Raw genomic sequence first — 25,640 nt, 5'->3', positions numbered from 1 at the left:
GCGGAAGGGCTTACGATTAACCCTAATCTGCAACTTTACGGGATTTGGTACGCCGCCGTTCTCAAGGTGTCGTACAAATGAACCAAGCGGGCATTCGCCCTCAGCTAGCATCGAGTGGCCAAGCTAGTGCCCTTATTTGGCAAACTTTCTGCCGGCTCGTAGCCAGTTCGCTAGCTGTGGAAGCACGCCTGAATCGCACGCTTGGCCGGTTGCGGCAAAACCTCGCTGCAGTCTGCGCATTCGCTTGGCGCAGCAGCACTAACGGACGATAAACAGTTTTGTGCGCGAGTGGTTGACCCAACCGCGCCGGGCTCTTCCCGCCTCGACGCGCTCCCCCTCAGACAATTAGAATCTGGGCTTCCGATCCACAGTTTTCAGTCCACTTTTTTCGGCGTGCGGTGGCCCAGACCCGGGCCAAAACACTCCGGCACCTCAGCACTTAGAGCCACGGAACCAGGCTGCGAATGACTCGTCGCGTCGTCATTACCGGAATCGGTCTCGTCAGCCCCCTGGGTAACTCTGCGTCCAAGCTTTGGGACGCGCTGGCCCAGGAAAAAACTGGCATCGCCGAACTCACCACGATCCCCACTTCCTCCCTGCCGACTCCTTTTGGAGCCGAGGCTCGCGAGTTCACGGGGGCCATCGAGGAGTTCGGTCCGCTCGAAAAAGCTCTCGGCCGCAACATCAAAAAAAACCTGAAGGTGATGTGTCGCGAGATTCAGATGGGCGTGGCCGTTGCGCAGCTATGCATTAGCGACGCTGGCCTGAAGCTGGAGTCGATCGACCGTGACCGCCTCGGCGTGCTGTACGGCAGCGACTATATGCTGACCCTGCCCGGCGACTTCGCGGGCGGTGTGCGGAAGTGCCTCGATGGACAGGGGCATTTCGACTTTACGAAATGGGCCGACGAAGGCTTGCCCGTGGTTGAGCCCCTCTGGCTGCTCAAATACTTGCCGAACTTGCCCGCCGCCCACGTGGCGATCTTTAACGAGCTGCGTGGCCCGAACAACTCGCTCACGTCGCGCGAAGCGTCGAGCAACCTCGCCGTCTCCGAGGCCTATCACACCATCCTCCGCGGCCATGCCGATCGCATGCTCGCTGGGGCCACCGGCACCCGTATTCATCCTGCCCGTTCGGTACACGTAGCCATGCAGGAAACGCTGGCCGAGGGTAGCGACCCGAACAAGCTGAGCCGGCCCTTCGATCGAAATCGCAATGGCCAGGTTCTGGGAGAAGGTGCAGCCTGCATCCTGCTGGAAGAACTGGCCTCGGCTGAAGCTCGCGGCGCGAAGATCCTGGGCGAAATCATTGGCGGCGGCTCATCGATCGTGGCGAACACCAAGAGTGAGCCCGACGAAAAGACTGCCATCGCCAACGTAATGAATCAATCGCTGAACAGCGCCAAGCTCAAGCCCAGCGAAATCGGCCACATTCATGCTCATGGCCTCTCCGATGTCCGGGGCGATAAGCTAGAAGCACAAGGCATCGCCGCGGTACTGGGTTCTGATACTGCGAAAGTGCCTGTCACTGCCGCCAAGAGTTACTTCGGCAACCTCGGCGCGGCGGGCGGCCTGGTCGAAGCCATCACCAGCATCCTCGCGCTCCAAAATGGCAGCTTGTTCCCGATCCAATCGTTGACCGAACTCGATCCCGAGTGCCCGATTCGCCCCGCAAAGCGCGGCGACGCGGCGGGCGACACGTGCATTAACCTAAGCGTGACTCCGCAGGGGCAGGCCAGCGCCATTGTGATTCGGAAGTGGGCCAGCTAGCCGAACCTGGTCTCGGTTTGCATGCGTGGCGAGCCGCACCTACAGTAAGACATGCATCGGAACGCCTCCACGCTGAGTGGCCGACATGTTCTTCACCAAACGATTGCCGCAACCACTCCACCAGCGCCGCCTGCGCTGGAGCCTGCGATCGTCACTTTTGCTCCATTTGCTGATTGTTGCATTCGTGGCCACCGAGCTACTCTTGATTGTCGCGCCGCTGCCGGTCGCGCCGCCGCAGCAAATTGCCCTGCAAGCTCCGCCGCTCAGCGAGCCGCCAGCTGTCGAAGCCGTCGAGATCGACGCTTTTACACCCCACAGCGAGCATTGGCTGGCCGAAGAAGCTATCAGCACGCGCGACATTGAAGCCGCGCAGGAAGATCCTCGCTGGGCGGTTCTCACCGACGGCGATCTTGAAACTCGCTCTGCGGCCGAACAAGCGGCAGCGGGCACGTTTGTCGCCGAGCGCGTCATGCGCTCGATCAAAGAGGCTGAGCAACACTCCTCAGCTGACAATCTCCAGCGCCTGGAAAATCTCACGGGCCAATTGAATGACGTAGCGACTGAAGAATCGGTGAAAGAAGTGACTGCTCAGCTAAGCAAGTTGCTCGGCACTTCGCAGCGGGCGACGGAACCGTCCAAGGAACCTGTCGCGGGCGAGTTCGACCTCGATACGGCTCAACTGCACGATGTGCGCCGCGAGATGCTAGAGGACGGCACCTTCAAATACACTGCTGTGCTCCTCGACTCCGCCGGCCGCACGATGGACTCTCCCATGCCGGCCGAAGAAGGTGAATCGGCTTACAAAACCTTCGAACTCATCAAATCGAACCCGCTGCTCGAACGCGTCTACCGCGGCGTCGTCATGTCGCTGCTTGAGAAGATGCTGAAGCCGAAGTAATCGCTAAATACGCAGTGAACGAAGCTCACTCCGCTGCCGGTTCATTTGGCGTGGGCGGTACCGGATTGCTCAGCATGGGCTTTGGTGCAGGTGTCGCCGGAATTTCCACTTCTGGCACGATTGCCTCGGGGGCCGGCTTGGTCTTGGCTGGCTCGTAAGGACGAGGCAGGTCGTCGATCTTGAAACCGGCTACATGCGGCGACGAATCGGACAGGCGATAGTGTTCAGGAAGTTGAGCGTGTGCGGGCACATCGGCCGCTGGAGGCGACTGCCAGACCACACCAAGGTCTGGCGAACGCTCGCTACCTGCCCAGCGATCGCGATCGGCCAGTGTGTGGTCGATCATCCCTTCGCCAGCGCCCGAGGGTTTGGCTCGCAGAAACAGCATTTCTTCGCGCGGGTAGCAATTGTCGGCACCGCCAAAAATGAAGTGTACGTCGTCGATATTTGGCATGCCGGCGAACTCAAACAGCGGTGCCTCGTTGCCGACGCTGAAAATGCATCTTTCGCTCGTGACTTCCAGGTCGAGTTGATGGGCCGCATCACGCTGCCGTTGCATTTTGAACAGGCCCTGCTGCGCAGCTACCGTGACGCGGTCGAGCGATAGCTCGATGCGACCATGCCAGCGAGGCTTAGCGATCGTGCCACCTGTTTCCACGAGGCGTTTGGATGAAATGAACAGCCCTTGGTCCCATTTCAAGCGAACGGGCAACTCTTCCGGCACGCTTAGAAAGGTAGCTTCGCCCCGCGCCAGGCAATCCGACAGTTCGATGGCCGCCGGAGCGATCATGGCCATTTCGTCGTCCATTTTCATCGTTTCGGTCAGACGTCGCGTCAGCAATTGCACAAAGCTGACCTGCTCATGCTGGGGCTGCCCGGAACTGCCACGATCGACGACCGTCAGAACACAGTTGTTCAACTCCAGAGTTTGGCCTTGGTGAATCGCAAACATTGCCCAATCGTAGGACGGTTCGTCAGGCAGCTCCATCCGCAAATCGACGTCTTGAAAGACCAGCCGCGACGAGCCACCCAGCAGGTGAATCATTTGCCGCGGATCAGAGACGCTCAACAGTTCCGGACGAAATACGACTTGCGGCTTGCGCCCCGGCGCTGCATGAATCACCATTCGACCGGGAGGAACCTCGAACGCGTACTCGACCATTTCGCCGTTAAAATCGAGTTCCACTTCGGCGATGCCGCTTTCCACGGCACGGCGGATGGCTTGCGAAAGGGAACCAGCCAATTCGTTATCAGCCGTCGAAACTGCGCCGCGGCGAACCACAATTTTGGGAGCTGGCGGAACGGGCGGAGCGGTCGTTGTGTTTCCTGAGGAGGGATTCGTCATGGCAGCGCTGTTGGCGACCGAATCGGGCGGTGGCCCCACGGCCAGCGGCGGATCGATTAGGGCACTAGCAATCGGCGAAACGGAGGGAGAGCCTTCATTGGGGCGTGTGACAATCTCGGTAGTTTTCGCGTCAACACTGGTAGCGCCCGGAGTGGTCTCAGCGACTGGTTTGGTGGTGACTGTGTTCTGGTTGGTGAGCGAATTTTCTTCGGGGGCGGTACCGCCGTTGGTTGTTTCGACAGGACCTTCCGGCACCGTCGTGATGCCGATAGGGCGCAGCTGAATTCGGTCATCGCGCCCCGCTTGCCGCGTGGCGATTTCAAGCCCGAACAGCACCAATACCAGGACCGCAATCGGTGCGGCGATGGTCACTAACCAATTCGACCAGCCTGCCTGGCTACTGGGTAACAGTGCGGGGTGGTCCGCCACCGTCGGGCCAATATCGAGGCCTAAATCGCGGCCAATTCGCTCAATATCGGCGACCAATTCTTGAGCCGTTTGATGCCGTTGTACCGGGCGTTTGGCCAGCATTTTGGCCAGCAGCGGCGTAACGGCCGTGGCAATTTCGGGGCGGAACAGGCGGACGTCCGGTGGATCTTCGCCGCTGTGATTCAGTAGCTTTTGCATGGCGCTGCCATCCGGAAACGGAGGCTTGCCAACCAGCATGAAGTACAACGTGCAACCGAGCGAATAGATGTCGCTGCGCACGTCGGCTACGCGAGGATCGCGGGCCTGTTCGGGCGAGATGTAATCGAACGTGCCGAGCGTGACGCCGCTGGCGGTCAGATCGTCGAACGAGGAATCGACCTGGTGCAAGCGAGCCAGGCCCATATCGACAAGCTTCACATGCCCCTCGGGCGTCACCAGCACGTTCGAGGGCTTGATGTCTCGGTGTACCACATCGCGCCGCGAGGCATGGTCGAGCGCTTCGGCCACTTGCATCGTGTACCGCAGTGCTTCATCAAGGGGCAACGGTCCCTTCTCTTGCACCAATTCGCGAATGTTGATGCCCTGAATAAACTCGAACACGATGAAGTTCAGCCCGGCATCTTCGCCAACGTAATGGACGCGGGCGATGTAGCGGTGATCGAGCCGAGCGGCACTTTGGGCTTCGTTGCGAAAGCGGCGGACGTTCTCTTCCGATGATTGATCGCGCGAGAGGACTTTGACCGCGACGGTACGTCCCAGACGGGTGTCGTTCGCACGAAACACGGCCCCCATGCCGCCGCCGCCAACAAACTCGACCAGTTCGTAGTGCTCGAGGCGACGACCGATGAGCGTTTCGCCCAGGTACTGAACGGCCCGCTTGGCCCCCAGGGGAATCATCAAATCGGCCGGTTGCGGAGCGAGTTTGCCCGCCGAGATCACGGTCTTGTCATCGGCCAGAACATCAGCGGTCGAGATCGCGGCACGTTCTTCGGCGGGGATGATCACCACGCGCGAATCGGGGTGACGACTACCGTACGAACCGCTGCCAGCGAGATCGTCTTGCGCCAAATCATGCGTAGAGGCGCTAATGCCAGAGAAGTGACTCCCTGGATAATCCCCCGTGCTTGATTCAGGCGGCTGGCTGGCCATTCCCGTAACTCCGCAAGACCTTCTTGGATCAGCAGACAAGCGGCCTCGTGCCGCACGCGATGATAGACCGCGTGAACGCTCCGGGCCCTAGGGTGCGGAGTAGTTCCGAATTGATGAGATGCCGTGAAAAGACTGAGCTGAATTATAGTTGGCCCGCTTCGCTGGGGTCAATCTTTCCCGCGAAGTGAGGCCCGAATTCAGAATTGTGTCTTTGCGTTTGAATGGTACCCAGCAGGCAAATCGTTACCAGCAATCGCCCAGTCTCCACCATCCCCCCAAATCGGCGACGTGCGGCGCTCCTTCGGCGATTAATGGCATGAAAATGCGATCTATGCACAGCATGGGTAATGTGAGTCCACTTTGCCGCTTGTACTAGTTCTACTCGATTTGACACCTATGCCGGTCGAAATGAATAACCGGGCACCAGTTCATGGGGGAACAACCAATGCGTATCAATTTTCTCTCGGTCGTAGCGACATTGTGTGTCGCTCTTTGTGTGGGTAGCGATTTGGCGATGGCTCAGTACGGTTCGCCAGGAATGGCGCAAGCCGGCTTCTATCAGGGTGGCGATGCTCCAGCACCCATGGGCGGCGGTATTCCGCCTGCTCCTGGTGGTAGCTATGGCTGCGGCGCGGGCGTCGGCTGCAGCGATGGAATTGGCGGCTACTGTGGCGATGGCTGCGGCGATTGCTGCGATGGCTGGACGCACCGCTTCAACGTCTTCGGCGAGTTCCTCTACCTTCGCCCTCGCGATGTGGATGTGGCCTACGCCTCGGCCATCGACGGGCCAATCGTCGCCGGAGCTCCCGGCTTGCAAAATGGCCGCATCGGCGTCCTAGACCAAGATTATCAGCCAGGCTTCCGCGTGGGTGTCGGCTTCACCACCGACAGCTGCAATCAAATCACCCTGAGCTACTCGCAGCTTGACGCTACCTCGACGGATGCGATCGCTGCGACGGGCACCAACGTGATTCGCGGTCTCGTGCTGCATCCCAACTCCGTGAATGCCGGTGCGAACTGGCTGAATGCCAATGCCAGCGGCGGCCTGCAGTACAAGATGGCCGACCTCGACTACCGCGGTCTGCTCGCCTACAGCAACGAATACGAAGTCGGTTACCTGGTGGGTGCTCGCTACACTCGCTTGGAACAGAATTTTGCTGCCAACTTCGTCAACGTCGGTACCGAAACGGTCAACTCGTCGGTTGACTTCGAAGGTGCCGGTATGCGGCTCGGTCTCGACTTCGAACGCTATGGTCGCAACCGTCAGTGGTTCGTCTACGGCAAGGGTTACACCAGCTTCATCGGTGGTGAGTTCCGAGGTTCGTACCTGCAGAGCAACCAAGGTGACCCGGTTGTCGCCCAAACCACTTGGGAAGCCGGTCGCATCGTCTCGATCATGGATCTCGAAAGTGGTATCGGCTGGCAAAGCTGCTCGGGCAACATTCGCCTGTCGATCGGCTACCTGTACAGCGGTTGGTACAACGTCGTCAAACAGAACGAGTTCATCTCGGCTGTGCAGAACAACGCCTTTGTCGCCAACGGCATGAGCACTTACGACAGTGCCATCACTTTCGACGGGTTGACCGCTCGCGTCGAAGTGCGTTGGTAGTCGCCTCGCACATCTGAACTGCATGCCCAACCGGGGTCGCTTCACAGCACCCCGGTTTTTTCGTTTTCTTGCCGCACTTTCCGGCAAATCCAAGCTCCCGCAGGCAGCGATTCGGCGTCCGCCACTTGCTATCACGCGGACGCTTGCGGTACGCTTGCCCGGTAGTAAAAAGTTCTCGATTCGAAGTCTGACGAGGCCGTCATGCAGGGTTTGTTCGCAAAAATCGAAGAGGCAACCGCCTTCATCCGCTCGAAGTGGGACAAGCAGCCCCACGCGGGCATTATTCTCGGCACTGGCCTCGGTAGCCTGGTCGAACAGATGCAGCAAGACGTCGCCATCGACTACGGCGACATCCCCCACTTCCCCCGCAGCACCGCCATCAGCCATCGCGGTCGGCTGATCTGCGGCATGCTCGGCAATTTGCCCGTGATGGCGATGGAAGGTCGCTTTCACATGTACGAAGGCTATCCGCTCGACACCATCACGTTGCCCGTGCGGGTCTTCAAGGCAATGGGGGCTAAGTTGCTCGTCGTTTCAAATGCCTGCGGCGGCATGAATCCGTATTATCAATGCGGCGACATCATGGTCATCGATGATCACATCAACTTAATGGGCGGCAATCCGCTCATCGGTGTGAACGACGATCGCCTCGGACCACGCTTCCCCGATATGAGCCAGCCTTACGATCGCGCGCTGGTCGATCGCGCCCTCGAAGTGGCTCGCAAGCAAAACATCGTCGCGCACAAAGGTGTATTCGTCGCGGTTTCAGGACCCAACCTGGAAACGCGGGCCGAATACCGATTCCTTCGACTCATCGGCGCCGACGTGGTGGGCATGTCGACCGTGCCGGAAGTGATTGTCGCTGTCCATGCCGGCCTAAAGGTCGTTGGCTTCTCGATCATCACCGATATGTGCTTCCCCGATGCACTCGAGCCAGCCGATGTGCCGAAGATCATTGCGACTGCCAACGCCGCGGAACCAAAACTGCGCGCGCTCGTAATGGGAGTCCTCGCTCAAGAGAAAGCCTAAATCTAGGCCGGAACTGCGTGCGTACACTTGCTACCGTCCTACGAAAACCATGAACGCACTCATCACCCACGACCGAGATCGCATGCTGCAAGATGCCTTGGCTGTAGTACGTTCACGCTGGACTTGCACGCCGCAGGTGGCCATCATTCTTGGCACGGGACTGGGCGATCTGACGGACGAAATCGAAGCGGAGCAGATCATTCCGTATCGCGAAATTCCTCACTTCCCGCACTCGACGGCGCTCGCTCACAAAGGAAATTTCATCTGCGGCCGGATCAACGATATCCCGGTCATCGTGATGCAAGGTCGCTGCCACTTGTACGAAGGTTACCCGGTCGAGCAAGCCACGTTGCCCGTGCGTGTGATGCAGGCGCTCGGCGCGCAGACGCTAATCGTTTCGAATGCCGCTGGCGGCGTAAACCCGCTGTACGAAGTGGGCGATGTGATGATTCTCGAAGATCACATTCAGCTGATGTTTCTCGAAGGGCTCGCGTCGTTTGCTGCGGGCCAAACCGATCGGATGCCGCGCAAACAGGCTCGCCTGTATTGCCCCAGGCTGATCGCCGCCGGTCTGCACACGGCCCGTGAACAGGGCTTTGCTTGTCAGCAAGGCGTGTATGTCGCCGTGACAGGCCCCAGCTACGAAACTCGCGCCGAGTATCGCATGTTCCGCAAGTTGGGCGATGTGGTCGGCATGTCGACCGTCCCGGAAGTGCTCGTCGCTGCCAGCTGCGGCATGCGTGTCTTCGGCATCTCAACCGTGACCAACATTGCCCGGCCCGATGCCATCGTTCGCGAAGAAGTCGACGCCGAGCACGTCGTCAAAGTCGCCCAGCAAGTGAAGTACAAAGTGCGGGCCCTCGTGCATGGCGTGCTGAAGGAATTGCATCGCGAGCAATTTACCAAGACAAGTTAGTGTATATGTCGTCAATAATATAAAAAGAAATATTGACAATCAGTCGCCGCTGTGCGCTAATATTGGGGTGCACTTTTACTGTGTGGTGGATCGTGCCCGGGCCCTGCTGCGCGGATAGGCGGCTTCGTTTTTTGGCGAAATGCCGGGACTTCGATGAGGTAGATGCCTGTTCCAGGGCGAACGAGGTTGTTGGACAAAAGGACGCGTACAAATGTCTGGAGCGAGAACCGAAGTGATTGCCAGGCAGCAGGTTTTGATGGGGAGCAAAAATCTGGGGCCTGTCCAATAACCCTGCGAGAGTGGCTTGGGACGGCCAATCGTTTTCAGACAATCGCCAGAATGACGAAGATGCGAGCGGTCCCGAAAAGGTTATCAAACGGTTTTCAGACGATCGTCAGAATGAGGCCAACGAATTTAGTAACTGCTTGGGAGTTTAGAGTTTACAGCGAGGGCTGCAGAGAAAATAACTCACTAAAAAGTTATCAAAAGTGGTTATCAACCGACGGGCAGGAGATCGTCCGTGTGATTCGCTACTGTACGGAACGCATGTACTTCAGAAAGTCGCTTTCGAGAGCTTCGAGATTGCCACCGAAGAACTTGAGGAACTGTTCTTGACGGGCGGCAGGCTCTTGCATGACGAGAGGCGTTTGCTCGGCCAGAACCTTCAGGTACTTGGTGTACTGCTCGCCTTGCGTGCGGATGAGAAAGTAATTGAGTGCCCAGCCTTCGGCGTAGGCATCGGCCATGGAGGCTGGGTCGCGAAAGCGCTTGTCGTCGCCCAACAGCAAAGCGAGCGAGCCAGGCTGACGCGTTTTCAAGTACTTGCGGAAGTTGATGAGGTTGTAGCGATTCACAGCACCGACGTTACGCCACCCTTTGCTGTTGTCGAGATCGGGAGTTTCGAAAAAGACCGCCAGGCCTTCGCTGACCCAGAAAGGAGTATCGGTGAACCGTTGTTGCAGCCCGCTGTTGAAAGCCAGTTGATGGGTCGCTTCATGCACAATGGTCGCGACATTCCGCTCGGCATTGGGCTGCGACAAGACCTGGCTGATGCGAGCCGCGGTCCGATCGCCAGCGAATCGCATTTCGGCCAGGCCCGTCAGGTCGTACATCGTGACGAGATTGGTATGCAGACTGTAGTAGCCCATGATCGACTTGGTCGAGTCGCCCAGTTCGTTGCGAGCGTACAGTTCATAGTTTTCGCGAGAGTCGAACACAATCGCCGCAAGGGGGAACTCCGGCTCGCGCAGCTCGGCACCTTTGCGCGGCCAGTAGCTGTAGAACGCCGAATAGAGCCGTTCGTAGAGCGCACCCACCCACTGGGCATAGCCGGGCGAGGTGTTGTAGCAAATGGTGTAGTGCCGGGTTTGAAAAACCTTGAAGCCTGCGGGGAGCGTTTCGAGCAGTTGCTTCGTGAACTCTGGTTTAGTCAGAGGCTGAAAGAGCTTGTCGTCGGAGCGGCGATCGGTGATTTCTTCTTTGGGCAGGGGCCAGAGCTTGCCGTCCCGAGTCAGCAGCAGCAGACCGCCGTCTTCGGCTTCGACCATCACCTTGCCCGTCAAAACTCGCGTTTTGCCAGCTTGATTAATTGAAACTTGCTCGACAGCCTGCAGAGGCGCGCTCAGCGAGATCACCAGCAACAGGCTGCTGGCGAAACACATGGCGCGAGTTGTGATCAAACCAAGCATGAACAATTCCTGACCGTCGAGCCCCTGGCGATAAAACTAGTATAGCTCGCCGCGGAGGCGAATCAGCGCTGTTCGGGTGACCCGCGATAGCGCTGGGCAGTCGGAACTTGAGGGGCGTCGGGCTGAGGATAGCCGGGAGATGAGTATTGTGCCGGTGGTGCCTGGCCGGGAGGAACGAAGTTGGGATCAGCGATATCAACCATCTGGTACTGGCCCAGTTGCTCGCGCGGAAAAACAAACGTGGCATTCCCTTCGTTGAAAGCTTGGTTCACCAGATATTGAGGAACATCCAGATTTACCTTCATCCCTTCGCCGGGCATTTGCAATTCGACATGATGGGGCAAAGTGACACTATCGAGCGAATAGTAACGCTGTTGCGACAGCTTCGCGCTGAGCATGGGCCGGCCAGCAGAATCGGCAATTTGTTGCTCCATCAAGTAGCCGTGCCGAGCATGCACGTACAAGGTGCGGTTCAGGTCGCCGGCTGGCGTTGGTTGCCGATACACAAACTTCAGGCGGTTCTTATCGGCAGAGACCGGTTCGCCAACGACGTTTTCGGGACTGAGTTGCACAAAGCCGAGGGCTTCGATGAACATGTTGGGATCGATGGCCAACTGCTGACGAATGTTGCTCGTGGCCAGCCGATCGTGACGGGCGAAGAACACATTGGGAGGATTACTTTGTGATGTCCAAAACCAGAGCATCTCTTCGTTCGAACCCATGTCGACAACAGGACCAAGCAGCGACGAGTTCGCTCGAAAACGCAACTTGTTCGGTCGTTCGAAGGCCAGTTCGGTTTGAGCACGAAAACCGGAAAGCGAAACACTCGCCCCTTGCGATTGCAGGCTATTAACGCGAGCGGTGCTGGAATTCAGTGCCGCGACCAACTCTTCTTTGGGAGGAATGGAAGTGAATAAAACGGGCCCGGCATCTTGCTGCTGTTGCCAAGGTGAGACGAAACCCGGCCAGCCTTTCCAGCGGCAACCGGACGAGCATAGGAGCCCGCAGGTGGTGATCGCCAGGAGGAGCAGGGTTTGTGATTTCAAGGTTGCATCCTTGCAACGAGGGGCAGGCTCAGCAATCAACTGGCTGCAGTGGGCTGTTGCAACAATTGCGACAACTGGGCCTGCAACTCAGTCGCCCGCGCTGCTTCCGGCAGCGCCACGGCAACTCGATATTGAACTTCCTTGCGTGGGCATTCGAATACTTGGATCTGTCTGCCCGTGGCATCGGTCTCTTCGGCTTCGAGTCGCAATACTCGGCGGCGAACGAGCAACAGGGCCAGTACGTAGCGTAAGTCTTCGCGCGAGGGATCGTGTTCGAGGGTTTCAAAAAATTCGAGCATCACTTCGTGGGGTGCCCATTGCGGTTTGCGAGCGGTGGCATCGGCCATGGTCGCCTTCCACCAACCCAAGGCTTTCTCCGGCGGTCCCTTCCACTCGGCAGCTGAATAGTCTTGGCGCAACACCTGCGCACCACTGGGCACAAGGACCGAGTAGTACGTCTCGCCAGGCTGCAGTTCGCGATCGGTCGCGGCACAGCGGCGGGTACAGCGGGAAATTTCGAAGTCGAGCATGGGATATAATCGGGAGGAATCTTGAAGGCGGCGAATCGTAGAAGAATTGCGACAACAACTCAAGATGAATGATTGCAACCGGCCTGCTGGCAAGCTCGACGCTAGCGGCCGTTGCGAAGGTGCCTAACATGAGCATAACACCGCACATTCTGATGTGCCCGCCCGATCATTACGGGATTGAGTACGAAATCAATCCGTGGATGAGCCGGAGCCGGCAGGCAGATCGTGAATTGGCCAAGCAGCAGTGGCAAGATTTGAGATCCTTGCTGGAACACTTGGGTGCTCAGATTTCACTCTTGGAACCCGTCGCAGGTTTGCCAGATTTAGTCTTCACTGCCAACGCGGCGATGATCTATCGCGAGCGGGCCATCCTTGCTCACTTTCGTCACGAGCAACGCCAGGGAGAAGAGCCCCTGTGCGATCGTTGGCTGAGCGAGCACGGCTTTTACGTCGAAAGGCTGCCGGACGGGCGCTACTTTGAAGGGGCCGGTGATGCGCTCTTTTGCGGCGAAACCCTGCTCGCGGGCTATCGCATCCGCAGCGATATCCACAGCCAGCAGTTGGTCGGCAAGCTGGTCGATAGCCGCGTGATTCCCGTCGAACTGGTCGATACGCACTACTATCACCTCGATACTTGCTGCTGTCCGCTTTCGCCCGGCGAAGCGATTTGGTTTCCGGGTGCTTTTGATGATTACGGCCGACAAGCGATTCGCGAAGCAGTGCCCAAACTGATCGAAGTGACTGCGGAGGAAGCTCACAGTTTTGCCTGCAACGCAGTGGTCGTCGGCAAGAATATCGTCACAAACAGTGGCTCGCCACAGCTTCACCATGATCTGCGTGTGGCTGGCTACACTCCCTTCGAAACGCCCCTGAGTGAATTTGTAAAGGCTGGTGGTAGTGCCAAATGCCTGACCTTGCGACTGGACGGCGAGGAGGCAGCAAGTTGGAAGAACCATTTGCCAAAGTGACGGGCTGATGTTAAATAATTATTCACAGCGGGGCCGCGAGAATCCACAGACCCTGCAGGTGGCATTGGAGTGATGAACATGTTCAACCGTCTTGTGTTGGGTATCACCGGATTCGTTGCTGTGTGCTTGTTGATTGCACAGGTCGGTTACGCGCAAGCAACAATCACCACTCCAACTTCAACAGCGCCGGCAATCGTTGCCGATGTTTGGCCGGAAGGAAAAATGCCCGGACGTGGTGCCGATCAACCCGAGGCCGAAAGGCCTTCGAAAGATAAGTTTCACCGCATTACCAATGTCAGCCGTCCCACGCTGACTGTGTTTCCTGCAGAGAAGAAAGATTCACCCGCCATGATCGTCTGTCCTGGCGGCGGTTATAGCTACGTGGTGATCGATAAAGAGGGATCGGAAATCGCAGGGTGGCTGAATTCGCACGGGATCACGGCCTTGGTCTTGAAGTACCGAAACCCAAACAACCGCGAGGGAGCACTTCAGGACGTGCAGCGGGCTTTGAGTCTTACCCGAGCGAAAGCTGCTGAGTGGAATATCGACGTGAAGCGGTTGGGGGTAATTGGCTTTTCGGCCGGTGGCAATCTTGCCGCGAGGGCCAGCACCCATTTTGATGTGCGAACCTATCGCGACATTGATGCCGTTGACCAACTAAGCTGTCGCCCCGATTTTGCTGTGCTGGTTTATCCGGCCTATCTGGATGACAAGAACGGGAAAGTCGCAGCGGACCTCAACTTGAAAGCCAAGATCCCGCCGACACTGATCGTGCACAGCGACGACGACAAGAGTCATGTGATTGGCAGCAAGATCTATCATGCAGCGCTCGATGAAGCCAAAGTGGCACACGAGTTCCAACTGTATCCCACCGGAGGGCACGGTTACGGCCTGCATTCAGAGAAAGAAGCACGTGTCTGGCCAGAAGACGCACTGAAGTGGCTGACAAAAGTTGGTATGCGATAGCAGTTATGGTTTGTCGTTCAAGGCCGGCAATTCATTCTCGCCGGTGTCCATGATGCTCAAGTTTGGTATCGCTGTCCGAAGTTGTTGTACTGCCTCCGGTGTAGTGCGAGTGTCGCGGAGTGAAAGCCATTCTAGACAGCGGCAAGCATGCAACGATTTCAAGCCTTCATCGGAGATCTGCGTTTCGTCGAGACTTAAATATCGGAGGTGCAAGAGTGTTCTTAGGTGGATCAATCCTCTGTCAGTGACGCTAGTCCGATTGAGCGACAGACGACGAATCTGCCCGAGTGCGACCAAGCTTGCCAGGTCATCGTCGTTGAACTCCCCACCGCCGAACTCTACGCAGTGCCCGCCGCCGGAAACATCCTCGCCCAAGATGAAGCAGAGCCACGGCGAGCGGCTCGATACTGGCGCGAAATTGGACGCGCCGCGCTTGTCGACAATGATCTGGTAGGCACGGCGTTGTTGGGCTGCTTCGGCCCGTTTATGAGCGACCCAGGCCATCAGAACGGAAGCGATCAGAGTGGCAGCGAGCATCGTCCGGATGCTGAATTGGCCCCAACTCCGCCGGTGGAGCCGGGCGGAAGGCAACTCGGCAGTAACAGTAGGTGACGTCATGGCAGTGTGCTCCTTAGACTTCGGTTAGACGAATCACTCAGCTAATTCGTTTTGCAGCGGCGAAATGATGGACAACACTCCGATCCCGCCTATCGCGATGGGCGTCATTCGCGGTATGGTAAGTGATGGCGCGCACCGCATTCTGTCGGGCAGTGCGGCCACCGTTTGCAGCCTAAGTTCGGCGTGCAGACGAATTGTCGGTCGCATCAGCTGTGCCTCTCCAGAAAGGCTCGGGAAGCGTGGGTTTTCGCATTCATCGCCCCTATGAACCTGCCGGCGATCAGCCGGCAGCTATCGAAGCACTCACCAACGGCTTGAAGAATGGCCAAAAAGCTCAAGTGTTGATGGGTGTGACGGGCTCCGGCAAGACGTTCACCATGGCGAACGTCATTCAGAACATTCAAAAGCCGACGCTCGTCATTTCGCACAACAAGACATTGGCCGCGCAGCTGTACGGCGAGTTCAAGGAGTTCTTCCCGAACAACGCCGTCCATTATTTCGTCAGTTATTACGACTACTATCAGCCTGAGGCCTACATTCCCCAGCGGGACATTTACATCGAGAAAGACGCCTCGATCAATCAGGAACTGGATCGACTCCGGCTGGCGACGACCAGTTCGCTCGTGAGCCGCGAAGATGTGATCATTGTCGCGAGCGTGTCGTGCATCTACGGCTTGGGTTCGCCGCAAGACTACAAGGCAATGATGGTCGGGCTCACCGTCGGCCAGGTGATCGACCGCGACCAGATGCTCAAAAGGCTGATTGACATTCAGTACGACCGGAACGATATCTCGTTCGAACGGAGTAAGATTCGCGTCCGCGGCGATTGCGTCGAAGTCTGGCCCTCGTACGAAGAATATGCCTATCGCATCGAGTTCTGGGGAGATGAAGTCGAGAAGCTCTCGATCATCAATCCCACGAGCGGCGAGACCATTTCTCAGCACTCACAGCTTACCGTTTACCCGGCCAAGCACTTTGTGATGGCCGAAGATCGAATCGCCGCTGCCATCGATTCGATCAAGCAGGAACTCGACGAACGTCTGAATCAACTGCGCGAGCAAGGCAAACTGCTGGAAGCACAACGGCTGAGCGCACGCACTCGTTTCGATCTCGAGATGCTGCAAGAAGTCGGACATTGCCCGGGAATCGAAAACTACAGTCGCCCGCTTTCGGGCCGTCCACCGGGCTCGACTCCTGATACGCTCTATGAGTTCTTTCCCAAAGACTACTTGCTCGTCATCGACGAATCGCATGTGACGATCCCGCAGATTCGCGCCATGTACAATGGCGATCGCGCACGCAAATCGACGCTGGTCGAGCACGGTTTTCGACTGCCGAGCGCCCTCGATAATCGCCCGATGAAGTTCGAGGAGTGGGAACAAAAGGTCAATCAGGTCGTCTACGTTTCGGCGACTCCGAACGACTATGAACTGGGAGCAACAGGCGGCGAAGTGGTCGAGCAGATCATTCGCCCGACGGGCTTGCTCGATCCGGTTGTCGAAATTCAACCTGCCCGCGGCCAGGTTCCGCATCTGCTGGAGCAAGTGCGCGAGCGCGCAGCAGCAGGAGAACGTGTGCTGGTGACTGCGCTGACCAAGCGACTGGCCGAGGATCTATCCGCCTATCTCGTCGAACAAAAGGTCGCCTGCAAATGGCTGCACAGCGAGCTTGATGCCTTCGAGCGAGTGGAACTTTTACGTGATCTGCGGCTGGGACACTTCGACTGCCTCGTGGGTGTGAATCTGCTGCGCGAAGGTCTCGACTTGCCTGAAGTGTCGCTGGTGGCGATTCTCGACGCCGACAAAGAAGGTTTTCTTCGCAGCGAAACATCGCTCATTCAGACCATCGGCCGCGCTGCCCGCAACGTGAACGCGAAGGTCATTCTGTACGCCGACAAAATGACTGAATCGATGCGACTGGCCATCGACGAAACCCGCCGTCGCCGTGGGATTCAGGAAGCGTACAATCTTGAGCATGGCATCACGCCTGAGACCGTGAAGAAGAACATTCGACAAGGGATTGAGGAAGCTGTTTCCGCACATCGCAAAGCCAACGAAGCAGTAGGACGCACCGACGAGGCGGAGTACGTCACCCAGGAATATCTCAACGAGTTGGAAGCCGAAATGATGGCTGCCGCTGAAGCCATGGAGTTTGAGCGGGCTGCCATGCTGCGCGACCGTATCACCCAGATGCAAGACTCGATTGGTGAGAAGGTCAGCGATGTCCAAGTCGAAAAGTCTGGTGGTCGCGGCAAGCGACGGGGCGGCAAAGGTGGCTCTCGCGTACCACGACCTAAGCGGGGCGTGTAATTGAAATCACCACGCCATCCAAGACTTTGTGATGGCCATGGGAGACTGGTCAATCAGGACTAGCCAATCAGAACTCGGCAATCGCGGGCTCAACATTGTAAGAGCGCGCGATTGACCCTGTCACCTTCTTTCTTGCCAGTCTGCGGATGATCGCAAGCTGCGAACCTTAAGCTAGTATCTTGTGTCTGCGGGGCATAAGTTACTCTCTCTACTCTTAATACTGTTCTCCCTCCTGCTCTTCTGTTCTGAGAGTGAACTCTGATGGCACGTATTCGTTGTTGGCAGGTTGATGCCTTCACCAATCGACCTTTTGCCGGGAATCCCGCTGCCGTCTGTTGGTTGGAAGGCGACGCTGTCGATACATGGATGCAGGCTGTCGCTGCCGAAATGAACTTGGCTGAAACTGCATTCATTCGCAAGTTGCCCGAAGGGTATGAGCTTCGTTGGTTCACACCGACAATTGAAGTCGATTTGTGTGGACATGCAACCCTGGCTTCGGCCCACGCGCTGTGGCAGGCAGGCATTATTCCCGAAGGGCCGATTCGCTTTCACACCCGCAGCGGCGTGCTGACTTGTAGCCGCAATGGCGACTGGATTGAGCTTGATTTTCCGGCGACACCCGCCGTTGCTGCCGAAGAACCAACCGTCATGGCAGCCGCCCTGGGTGCGCGGCCAATGCTGGTCGCGCAAAGCAAATTTGACTACGTGGCGATCTATGACTCGCCGACGATCATTCGCGAAATGGCGCCGGACTTTCGGGCCCTTGGTACCATCCCCGTGCGTGGCATCATGGTCAGTGCCGTATCCGACGATCCTAACTACGACTTCATCGCTCGGTTCTTTGCCCCCGCGTCGGGTATCGACGAAGATCCCGCGACTGGTTCTGCCTACTGTGCCTTGATGCCCTACTGGGCCGAGCAACTCGGCAAGAAGGAATTGCGGGCCTTCCAGGCGTCTAAACGGGGAGGCGAATTAAAGCTTCGTATGCAAGGCGACCGCATCATTCTGGGCGGTCAGGCCGTCACTGTCTGGCAAGGCGAACTGCTCTAAAAGTGGTTGCCGACGGTTCCAGCTTATGACTTGTGGCGAAGCGCTCTTCCGGCCAGTTTCTCGGTAGGTTTGCCGTCTTCGACCGTGACCTGTCCATTGACGAACAGCAGCTTGACTCCGGTGGACCAGGCCAGCGGTTTGGTAAATGTTGCTTGGTCGCGAAATGTCTTTGGATCGAAAACTAACAGGTCCGCGAAGTAGCCTTCCTTGAGATATCCACGTTCGGGCAGGCCCAAGATATCGGCCGGCAAGCCGCTAGCCGAACGAATCGCCTGCGCCAGTGGCAGAACCTTGCCTTCAATTGCGTAGTAGCCAATCTTTCGAGAAAAGCAGCCGAACGAACGTGGATGAGGTTGAGCAGCAGAGTCCAGGGACATCGCACTGCCATCGCTGGCGGTAGCTACGAACGGCTCTCGCATAAAGAGCCGCACTTCGTCCTCGTTCATCCCGAAGCTCACAACCTGTGCTCCCCCGCGGCTCATGATTTCGAGAGCCACCTCAAGAGGCGCGCGATCCGTTTCTTTGGCGATTGCAGCGAGGCTCTTTCCCTGCCACGCTCGCTGAGGAGCAAAGTTGGCGATCACCAGTCGCTCACCGCCATCGCGGTCGCCAATCTGCGCCGCAATCAGCTGGCGGACTTTGTCGCCTTTCTCTGGATCGTCCAAAGTCTCTTTCAGTTTCTTCCACTCGCGCAGTTCGTCAGGAATGACCATGGCTGCGAGCGAGGTTGAACTAGCAGGATACGGATATTGATCGGCTGTCACCTGTTGGCCAGCGGTGCGCGCATCGCGAAGTTTCTGGATTGCATCAGGTGCAATCCCCCAGTTCGCCTTGCCGCTGACTTTGATGTGCGACACATGAACGGGCAACTTGGCTTGCTTTCCAATCGCAAGAATTTCGTCGAGTGACTCGAGTAACTGACTCCCTTCGTTGCGAATGTGCGAGGCATAGATGCCACGATGCTGGCCGACGATCTCCGCAACGGCAACAAGTTCCTCGGTCTTCGAAAATGAACCCGGCACATAGATCAGGCCCGTCGCCATACCCCACGCGCCGTCACGCATGCCGCGCGCACAGAGTTCCTTCATTTTCTCGAGTTCGGCCGGAGTTGGCGGCCGATTGGTGCGGCCCATCGCTTCGGCTCGTAAGCTGCCGTGCGGAATGAGGTGCAAGATATTTGTCCCGGCCCCGTGCTCGTCAATCTTTTGATAATAAGCGGCAACGTCGACTGGTCCTGCACCGCAATTGCCAGTTACGACACTCGTGCAACCTTGCGTGAGAAAGTTGGCGTTCAAACGCGTCTTAGGCTCCAGGATGGGTCCATCGCTGTGCGAGTGCAGGTCGATGAATCCCGGTGCAACGATCATCCCGGCCGCATCGATTTCTTTCGTCCCGGCACGCACGTCGAGCCTGCCAGACTTGATCGCGACAATACGGTCTCCCTTAATCGCCACGTCGCCCACGAAAGCAGCACCCTCGCCACCGTCGTAGATTTCGCCGTTCCGCAAGACGTAGTCCGCTGCGATGGGATCAGCAGCGAGAAGCGAGATGACCAGCAGGCAGGCAGAGTGAGACATAGGTTGGGCTCGATCGATGAGATTCTATTTGTTGCTCTTAAAGAACTCGTGCGTCGGCTCACCACCACTTAGCACATAGGCTAACAGGTCGAGCACCTCGTCTTTCGTGAGCAAACTCAATAAGTTGGCGGGCATCGGCGACACCTTAGAAGCTTCCATCTCTTCGATCTGTTTGCGGTCGATCGTTACCCGCTGATTCGGATCGGTGAGGTCGGTGTTGAGTGTCAGCGAGTCGCCGCTGAGATTGACGATGACTCCCGTGTGTACTTTTCCGGCATCCGTAGCGATGGTCACCGCCGAGAATTGTTCGTTGATGACTTTACTTGGGTTGATAATCTGATCGAGCATGTCATGGGGCGAGTAACGTCTGCCCGCTGTACTTAGGTCGGGGCCGGTCATCCCGCCTTCGTTCCCAAAGCGATGGCAAGAGAAGCAGGCACCCGCAGCGAACATCTTGCGGCCGTTGTCAAAGTTGCGGGCCTTGAGGCTGGTCTGCGTCGACGCGGAGAGCTCCTCGAGTTTCCACTCGGTCGGCTGGCGGCCGGCGAAGATGGCGCTCAAGCTTTCGATGGCAGACTTTCGTTCTGGCTTCTTCGCCAACACTTCGGCGAGTGACGATTTCTCAGCATCTGTCAGCGAGGCGACGGCATCCGCGCGAATGAAGTCGATAAACTTCTCGAAACTCGCGCCACCACGATAATTCGCTGCTTTGACAAGCCACTCGAAATAGGCCGTGCGCAGTTCGGTAGTCCAACCTGCCTTGAGCATGCGAAGTGATCGCGCGTACTCGATTTGCTCTTCCTGCGTGGGTGCGCTCGCGATTAAGGCGATGCCTTTCGATGCAGCAGTGGGCGACTGCAGAAAAACCAGAGTCTCGCATAGCAGCCAGTTGAGCTCGCGCGACGAGGATGGGAAGGCGGGATCGAGTTTAGCGATCAGCTTGGCGACTCTGCCATCGTCGGGTCGGCCGAAGCGGTTCAACGTGATTTGGATCGTGCGGACGAGGGTCAACTGTCGCTCGTCGTCAAGCTTGCTCCAATCGACATTCACGAGCGCGTCGAGCAACTTGGCACGTAGCGCTTCATCGACCGGCGGGGTCTCGCTGGTGCGATGCTGCGGGCAGACGCCGGTCACTCGCGCCAGGGCCAACAATGCTTCTACCTGAGTGGCAGCGTCTGGTTCGCTGAGCGCCCGATCGGCCCAGCTAGAAGTAGGTTGATGTTCGATGGCAGTCCGCGCGGCCCAGCGCAGGAAGCGGTCATTGTGCTTTAGATAAGGCCAAGCCGTGGCGACTGCGTTAGAGTCTTGCCGACCATGAAACGCTTCCAATTGATGTCGCGTGGTCGCCAGATCACGATTCTCGACTTTGGCAGCAACGGGTGCCGTCGATTCGGTGCCCGTATAGGTCACGCGATAAAGCCCCGACTGCACTCGCCGGCCGCCGATGGTGAAGTACATGGCTCCATCCTGCGGATGAATGATGGCGTCGGTAATCGGCAGCGGAGCCCCCGTCACAAACTCTTCCTTCGTGGCTGCGTAGGTTGAGCCACCGGGCGTGAGATGCACCGCGTAGAGTTTTCCCCAGCTCCAATCGAGTGCGAATAGCGCGTTTTGGTACTTCGCCGGGAACTTGGCCCCATAGCCAAAGGTCGTACCGGTTGGTGAGCCGGGGCCGATATTGAGCGTGGCAGGCAGGTTGTCTGGATAGAACTCAGGTCGCTTACCCGCGCCGTTGCGCCAGCCAAACTCGGCACCACTGACAACATGGTTGATGCGTGTCGGGCGATACCAACTTGTGTTGAAATCGTATTCCATATCAGCGTCGTAGGTGAATAGCTCACCTTCGCGATTGACCGATGCGTCAAAGATGTTGCGAAAGCCCGAAGCGACGGCTTCGAATGTTTTGCCGTCGGGAGAGACGCGATAGATGATGCCGCCGGGGCCCATGACATCGCGCATGAATCCACGACCATCGGGAATTCGCGGCAGCAAGTGATCCTCGCCCCAGATTGCGGGAACCGGCGATGTCGCAGCCATCGCGGTGGGCTTGGCTCCGTTGCCACACACCAGAAACAGAGCCTTGCCATCGGGCGTCGGCACGACCGCGTGCACACCGTGATCGCCATTCGCGGTGATCTCGCGCAGCAACTCTACCTTGTCGAGTTGATCGTCGCCGTCACTATCGGTCAGCCGATAGAGTCCGCTCGGGATCTTTTTTTCGTAATCGTTGACGCCCACGTACAAGGCATCGAAGGCCCACACCATGCCATTCACCGCGCGAATGTCAGCAGGGACTTTTTGAATTGTTGTTGGATCGAGCGGTCGCCCTAGAGGCGGCGCGGCAAAGCGATACAAACCGCCGTACTGATCGCTGACGATGATTCTCTGTTTGTTGTCAACGCAAAGATTGACCCACGACCCCTGGTCAGCACCGGGGACAGAATATAGCAGCTCGACCTGAAAGTCCTTCAGCGTCTTGATGCGGTCGATGGGAGTTGCCTTGTTTCCCTTGATCGAAGGCCCAACAACGGCTGGACGCTTCGTCTTCGCCTTGGGGGACTTGGCGGCTTGGCCGAAAACGAGCGTGCTCCAACAAAGACAAAGCAGCGCGGCGAACAATCCAACCCGATTCATGAGGGCTTCCTTAAGGGCGGCTGGGCCGCTGATGTGAAATGCAGGAGAGGAGTACCGCCAACACTTGGGTCGCGGTACGTGAGGAAATGATGCGCACCGCACCTTTATTATTCTGTGGTGGAAAGAGGGATTAAGCCTCGACCTCCACGGTAACACGATCTGCACCGTGCCAAACGTATCCGTCGGGGTTCCAGCCAATCGCGCCATCAAGCGGTTGGGTGTTGCCGAGGGTATCGACGGCTCGGCTAATCAGCGTGTGCTTGCCTTTGCTGAGCGACAGCGGCAGCTGCCACCGCTGCCAGGCATAGCGGCCCGCACGCTCAAGTTCGGCGCGACGCCACGACTGTCCACCATCTTGCGAGATTTCGACCGCATCGATCAGTGAGGTTCCGTCATTCCAGGCCACACCACTGACAATGAGCTTTCCTCCACGCACGGTCGCATCGTGCTCGGGCGAGAAAATCACGCTCTTGATCTTCATTCGCCAATGAGAGTCGCTGTTATCAACGCGGTAGTCAAAAGTAGAACCTGGTTCGAGAGGTTCCCGGGGCGTGCGATAGCGCTTGGCTTGATGATGGTTGACCGACTCTTGCGCATCGAACCGCAGGCGCGACAGCCATTTCACATGCATCGTGCCGTAATAACCGGGCGTGACCAAACGCAATGGTCCGCCGTGGACAGCCGGGAGTGGTTGGCCGTTAAGTTCCGTCGCGACAATTGCCCTAGCGATCGTTTCGTCGAGGGGAAGACTGTGTTCGAAATCTGCACTGCCGGGCTTTCCTGGCAACTCAGCCCCTTCGGCAGTTAAGAACCGGGCAGTGGCGTGCGGGCGAACGTCTAGCTTTTCAAACAGAGCTTTTAAGGGCACGCCTTTGAAGCGGACGTTGCCCATGGCTCCGTAACTCCACTGCGCACCTTTAACGGGAGAGACCTTGCTGAACATCGCGCGGCCGTTGCCCGAGCATTGCAGCACCATCTCTTGCTCGACTTGTGGCAGGGCCTTCAACTCTTCGAGCGAGACGGTGCGAGGAAACTCCAGCAGTCCAACCATTTCCACCTTCCAAGGTCCTGGTGGTGCCGGTTTAATTGTCGCCGACCAATCCGGTTGCTGGTTATTGCGAACGAAGAGCTTTTCGGCCGGCGTTATTTTGTCTTCACGCAACAGTTCCAGCGGGGTCTCAATTTCAAAACCAGTCTTGGCTGGATTGTGAACCAGGAGCCGGCGATCTTTGCCAACAATGAGCTGATCGGCGGTAGGCTTGTCGCTGGCTTGGCCAAAGGCACTCCGCGGACGGATCAACGCCGTGGTAGCAGCCAGGGCGAGACCAGTTTGCAGCACGCGGCGACGAGTGAGCGAAGGCGTATCAGTGGGTGGATGGAAGTGGGACATGGTGCAAACTCCGAGGGGAGAGGCGGGAGTGTGTGTTAGGAGGAAGGCGATTGTCTCGAAACAGTATTGTCTCTTGCTGAGCGACGCAGAGCAATCTGCGGTGGCACGCTTCGCCTTGGTCGTTTCCCCCGCGAAGGTGGCAGCGAATCAAGTTTCGTGAAAGTTCAAGCGGCCCTAATGGGTATTGTAGCCAATCGCGGCAGGCCTCATTCTAGAGTGGAATTTGGAACTGCGGAGCTCTCGCAAAGGTCGACGATGTTACAAAACCTGCACACCGCTTGGGCACTACTCGCTGGGATCGCTTCGACGATGATGCTGTCGGTCGGTATTGCGGCCGAGCCAACATCAACAGGTCAATTGCGGATCAGTGTGTTTCAGGCGGATGCAACGCCCCCCTTGGGAACGCCTGTGGCCTACGCTTTGGCACGCAAGATTGAAGACCCGCTCTCGGCGCGGGGCATCGTGCTGCAGGGTGTTGGCAAGCCGATTGTGATCTGTGCGGTCGATTGGATTAGCATCGCCAATGGCGGCCACGATGTGTGGCGTGAGAACTTCGCCCGGGCCGTGGAGACAACGGTTGATCGCGTCACGGTGCATGTCCTTCATCAGCACGATGGCGTTCGGTGTGATTTCAGTGCTGAGGAACTGGCGGCGCAGCAGGGTTTAGCGGGCAAACGATTCGATGTTCTCTTTGTGCGTAAGGCAGTTGCTGACGCTGCCGAGGCAGCCAAGGCTTCGCTAAAGAAATCGCAACCAGTCACTCACTTAGGAGTCGGAGAAGCCAAGGTCGAGAAGGTTGCCTCGAATCGTCGCATTTTGGGTCCGAATGGTAAGGTTGCCATCGCCCGCGCGAGCTCGTATCGAATTCCCGAGCCGATTCTGTCGCGCTTGGTGGAAGAAGCCAAACGCCAAGGATACGAACACAGCGCTGCCCGCGTGGAAGAATCGCTGGCCGCGCCCGAGGGAACTATTGATCCGCTGCTCAAGATGCTGACTTTCTTTCATGAGGATCGGCCCTTGGTTTCGCTCAGCTTTTACGCGACGCATCCTCAAAGTCATTTTGGCAAGGGAGACGTCACTTCCGAATTTGTCGGGCTCGCACGCGCGAAGCACGAGCAGTCTCGGGATGGCCTCACGTTGGTTCACTTCACCGGGGGAGCCGGCAATGTAGCCGCTGGTAAGTACAACGACGGCAGTGCCGAAATGCGTGTGACGCTGACCAATCGTATGGCCGATGCCATGCAGCGTGCGTGGTTGGCAACGAAGAAAACTCCCTTGGCCGCTGCTGACTGTGAGTGGCGAGTCCAGCCGGTCCGCCTGCCCGTGGCTGCGCATCTCGATGCCGAGAAACTGCGCGCCACGCTCGAGGACACAAAGGCGCCGGAGGCGGAGCGACTAACCGCGGCCGGCAAGTTGTCATTCGTGCTGCGAATGCAGAAGGGTGAGCCCGTTCAGCTTTCTTGTTTAAAGCTGGGCAACGCTTATGTGGTTCACATGCCGGGTGAATTGTTCGTGGAGTATCAACTAGCCGCGCAACAACTGAAACCGAATGCCGTCGTCTGCATGGCTGCTTATGGCGATTGCGGTCCCGGTTACATCGGCACCGAAATCGCCTATGCCCAGGGCGGCTACGAGACGCAGCCAAGTTCCTCCAACACCGCACCGCAGGTAGAGCGAGTGCTGATGGACGGCATCCGTGCCTTGCTGAAGTAAATGCCGC

General features: G+C 57.7%; 18 protein-coding genes. 10 read left to right on the top strand and 8 right to left on the bottom strand.

Annotation, left to right across the window (positions count from 1 at the left end):
- Nucleotides 1–464: 464 nt before the first annotated feature.
- Together NA78x_RS20780 and NA78x_RS20775 are read left to right on the top strand one after the other, a co-directional pair.
- Nucleotides 465–1,769, top strand: coding sequence for a beta-ketoacyl-[acyl-carrier-protein] synthase family protein (locus tag NA78x_RS20780; protein ID WP_425614292.1), 1,305 nt, complete (start codon nucleotides 465–467; stop codon nucleotides 1,767–1,769).
- A gap of 85 nt (nucleotides 1,770–1,854) precedes the next feature.
- Entirely contained in the window at nucleotides 1,855–2,667 is an 813-nt protein-coding gene (locus NA78x_RS20775; protein WP_425614291.1) for a hypothetical protein, read from the top strand.
- Nucleotides 2,668–2,692: 25 nt separating this feature from the next.
- Here the strand turns inward: NA78x_RS20775 and NA78x_RS20770 are convergent, their stop codons facing one another.
- Nucleotides 2,693–5,590 (bottom strand): protein kinase domain-containing protein, encoded by a 2,898-nt coding sequence (locus tag NA78x_RS20770; protein ID WP_425614290.1) that lies wholly within the window; start codon nucleotides 5,588–5,590, stop codon nucleotides 2,693–2,695.
- 445 nt (nucleotides 5,591–6,035) lie between these two features.
- Here NA78x_RS20770 and NA78x_RS20765 point away from each other — a divergent pair, with 445 nt between their 5' ends.
- The 3 genes from NA78x_RS20765 to NA78x_RS20755 all read left to right on the top strand — a co-directional run bounded on the left by NA78x_RS20765 (nucleotide 6,036) and on the right by NA78x_RS20755 (nucleotide 9,144).
- Complete coding sequence (locus NA78x_RS20765) at nucleotides 6,036–7,199, top strand: Lpg1974 family pore-forming outer membrane protein (protein ID WP_425614289.1); 1,164 nt, start codon at nucleotides 6,036–6,038, stop codon at nucleotides 7,197–7,199.
- Between the two features lie 201 nt (nucleotides 7,200–7,400).
- The gene (locus tag NA78x_RS20760; protein ID WP_425614288.1) at nucleotides 7,401–8,228 is read left to right on the top strand and encodes a purine-nucleoside phosphorylase; all 828 of its coding nucleotides are present in this window, start codon (nucleotides 7,401–7,403) and stop codon (nucleotides 8,226–8,228) included.
- 49 nt (nucleotides 8,229–8,277) lie between these two features.
- Nucleotides 8,278–9,144: a purine-nucleoside phosphorylase gene (locus tag NA78x_RS20755; RefSeq protein ID WP_425614287.1), complete on the top strand. Its 867-nt coding sequence runs from the start codon at nucleotides 8,278–8,280 to the stop codon at nucleotides 9,142–9,144.
- A gap of 530 nt (nucleotides 9,145–9,674) precedes the next feature.
- Here the strand turns inward: NA78x_RS20755 and NA78x_RS20750 are convergent.
- From NA78x_RS20750 to NA78x_RS20740, 3 genes are all read right to left on the bottom strand, one after another.
- Nucleotides 9,675–10,832, bottom strand: coding sequence for a DUF1570 domain-containing protein (locus NA78x_RS20750; RefSeq protein ID WP_425614286.1), 1,158 nt, complete (start codon nucleotides 10,830–10,832; stop codon nucleotides 9,675–9,677).
- 62 nt (nucleotides 10,833–10,894) lie between these two features.
- Nucleotides 10,895–11,878, bottom strand: coding sequence for a hypothetical protein (locus NA78x_RS20745; protein ID WP_425614285.1), 984 nt, complete (start codon nucleotides 11,876–11,878; stop codon nucleotides 10,895–10,897).
- A gap of 35 nt (nucleotides 11,879–11,913) precedes the next feature.
- Nucleotides 11,914–12,408 (bottom strand): hypothetical protein, encoded by a 495-nt coding sequence (locus tag NA78x_RS20740; protein ID WP_425614284.1) that lies wholly within the window; start codon nucleotides 12,406–12,408, stop codon nucleotides 11,914–11,916.
- A gap of 128 nt (nucleotides 12,409–12,536) precedes the next feature.
- On the opposite strand from NA78x_RS20740, the gene NA78x_RS20735 reads away from it, so the two are divergent.
- Both NA78x_RS20735 and NA78x_RS20730 read left to right on the top strand, forming a co-directional pair.
- Nucleotides 12,537–13,376, top strand: a complete 840-nt coding sequence (locus tag NA78x_RS20735) for a dimethylarginine dimethylaminohydrolase family protein (protein WP_425614283.1) — start codon at nucleotides 12,537–12,539, stop codon at nucleotides 13,374–13,376.
- A gap of 72 nt (nucleotides 13,377–13,448) precedes the next feature.
- A complete protein-coding gene (locus NA78x_RS20730) occupies nucleotides 13,449–14,342 on the top strand; it encodes an alpha/beta hydrolase (protein WP_425619469.1) in 894 nt (297 codons plus the stop codon).
- A 3-nt stretch (nucleotides 14,343–14,345) separates the two neighbouring features.
- Here NA78x_RS20730 and NA78x_RS20725 read toward each other — a convergent pair whose 3' ends face one another.
- Nucleotides 14,346–14,960, bottom strand: a complete 615-nt coding sequence (locus NA78x_RS20725; RefSeq protein ID WP_425614282.1) for a hypothetical protein — start codon at nucleotides 14,958–14,960, stop codon at nucleotides 14,346–14,348.
- 239 nt (nucleotides 14,961–15,199) lie between these two features.
- Between NA78x_RS20725 and uvrB the strand changes: the two genes are divergently transcribed.
- Nucleotides 15,200–17,269 carry an excinuclease ABC subunit UvrB gene (gene uvrB / locus NA78x_RS20720; protein ID WP_425614281.1) on the top strand — a complete coding sequence of 690 codons (2,070 nt, stop codon included), beginning with the start codon at nucleotides 15,200–15,202 and terminating at the stop codon, nucleotides 17,267–17,269.
- Between the two features lie 261 nt (nucleotides 17,270–17,530).
- A complete protein-coding gene (locus NA78x_RS20715) occupies nucleotides 17,531–18,319 on the top strand; it encodes a PhzF family phenazine biosynthesis protein (RefSeq protein WP_425614280.1) in 789 nt (262 codons plus the stop codon).
- Between the two features lie 23 nt (nucleotides 18,320–18,342).
- On the opposite strand, the gene NA78x_RS20710 is transcribed toward NA78x_RS20715, so the two are convergent.
- From NA78x_RS20710 to NA78x_RS20700, 3 genes are all read right to left on the bottom strand, one after another.
- Nucleotides 18,343–19,896 carry an N-acyl-D-amino-acid deacylase family protein gene (locus NA78x_RS20710; RefSeq protein WP_425614279.1) on the bottom strand — a complete coding sequence of 518 codons (1,554 nt, stop codon included), beginning with the start codon at nucleotides 19,894–19,896 and terminating at the stop codon, nucleotides 18,343–18,345.
- 24 nt (nucleotides 19,897–19,920) lie between these two features.
- On the bottom strand, nucleotides 19,921–22,530 hold the full coding sequence (locus NA78x_RS20705) for a heme-binding protein (protein WP_425614278.1): 2,610 nt from the start codon (nucleotides 22,528–22,530) through the stop codon (nucleotides 19,921–19,923).
- 130 nt (nucleotides 22,531–22,660) lie between these two features.
- On the bottom strand, nucleotides 22,661–23,920 hold the full coding sequence (locus NA78x_RS20700; RefSeq protein WP_425614277.1) for a molybdopterin-dependent oxidoreductase: 1,260 nt from the start codon (nucleotides 23,918–23,920) through the stop codon (nucleotides 22,661–22,663).
- 255 nt (nucleotides 23,921–24,175) lie between these two features.
- On the opposite strand from NA78x_RS20700, the gene NA78x_RS20695 reads away from it, so the two are divergent.
- Complete coding sequence (locus NA78x_RS20695; RefSeq protein ID WP_425614276.1) at nucleotides 24,176–25,633, top strand: hypothetical protein; 1,458 nt, start codon at nucleotides 24,176–24,178, stop codon at nucleotides 25,631–25,633.
- Nucleotides 25,634–25,640 lie beyond the last annotated feature (7 nt).

The sequence above is a fragment of the Anatilimnocola aquadivae genome (assembly GCF_049819085.1).
Lineage (GTDB): Bacteria > Planctomycetota > Planctomycetia > Pirellulales > Pirellulaceae > Anatilimnocola.
The sequence above is the reverse complement of the archived record's forward strand: the minus strand, read 5'-3'. Positions and strand labels throughout refer to the sequence as shown.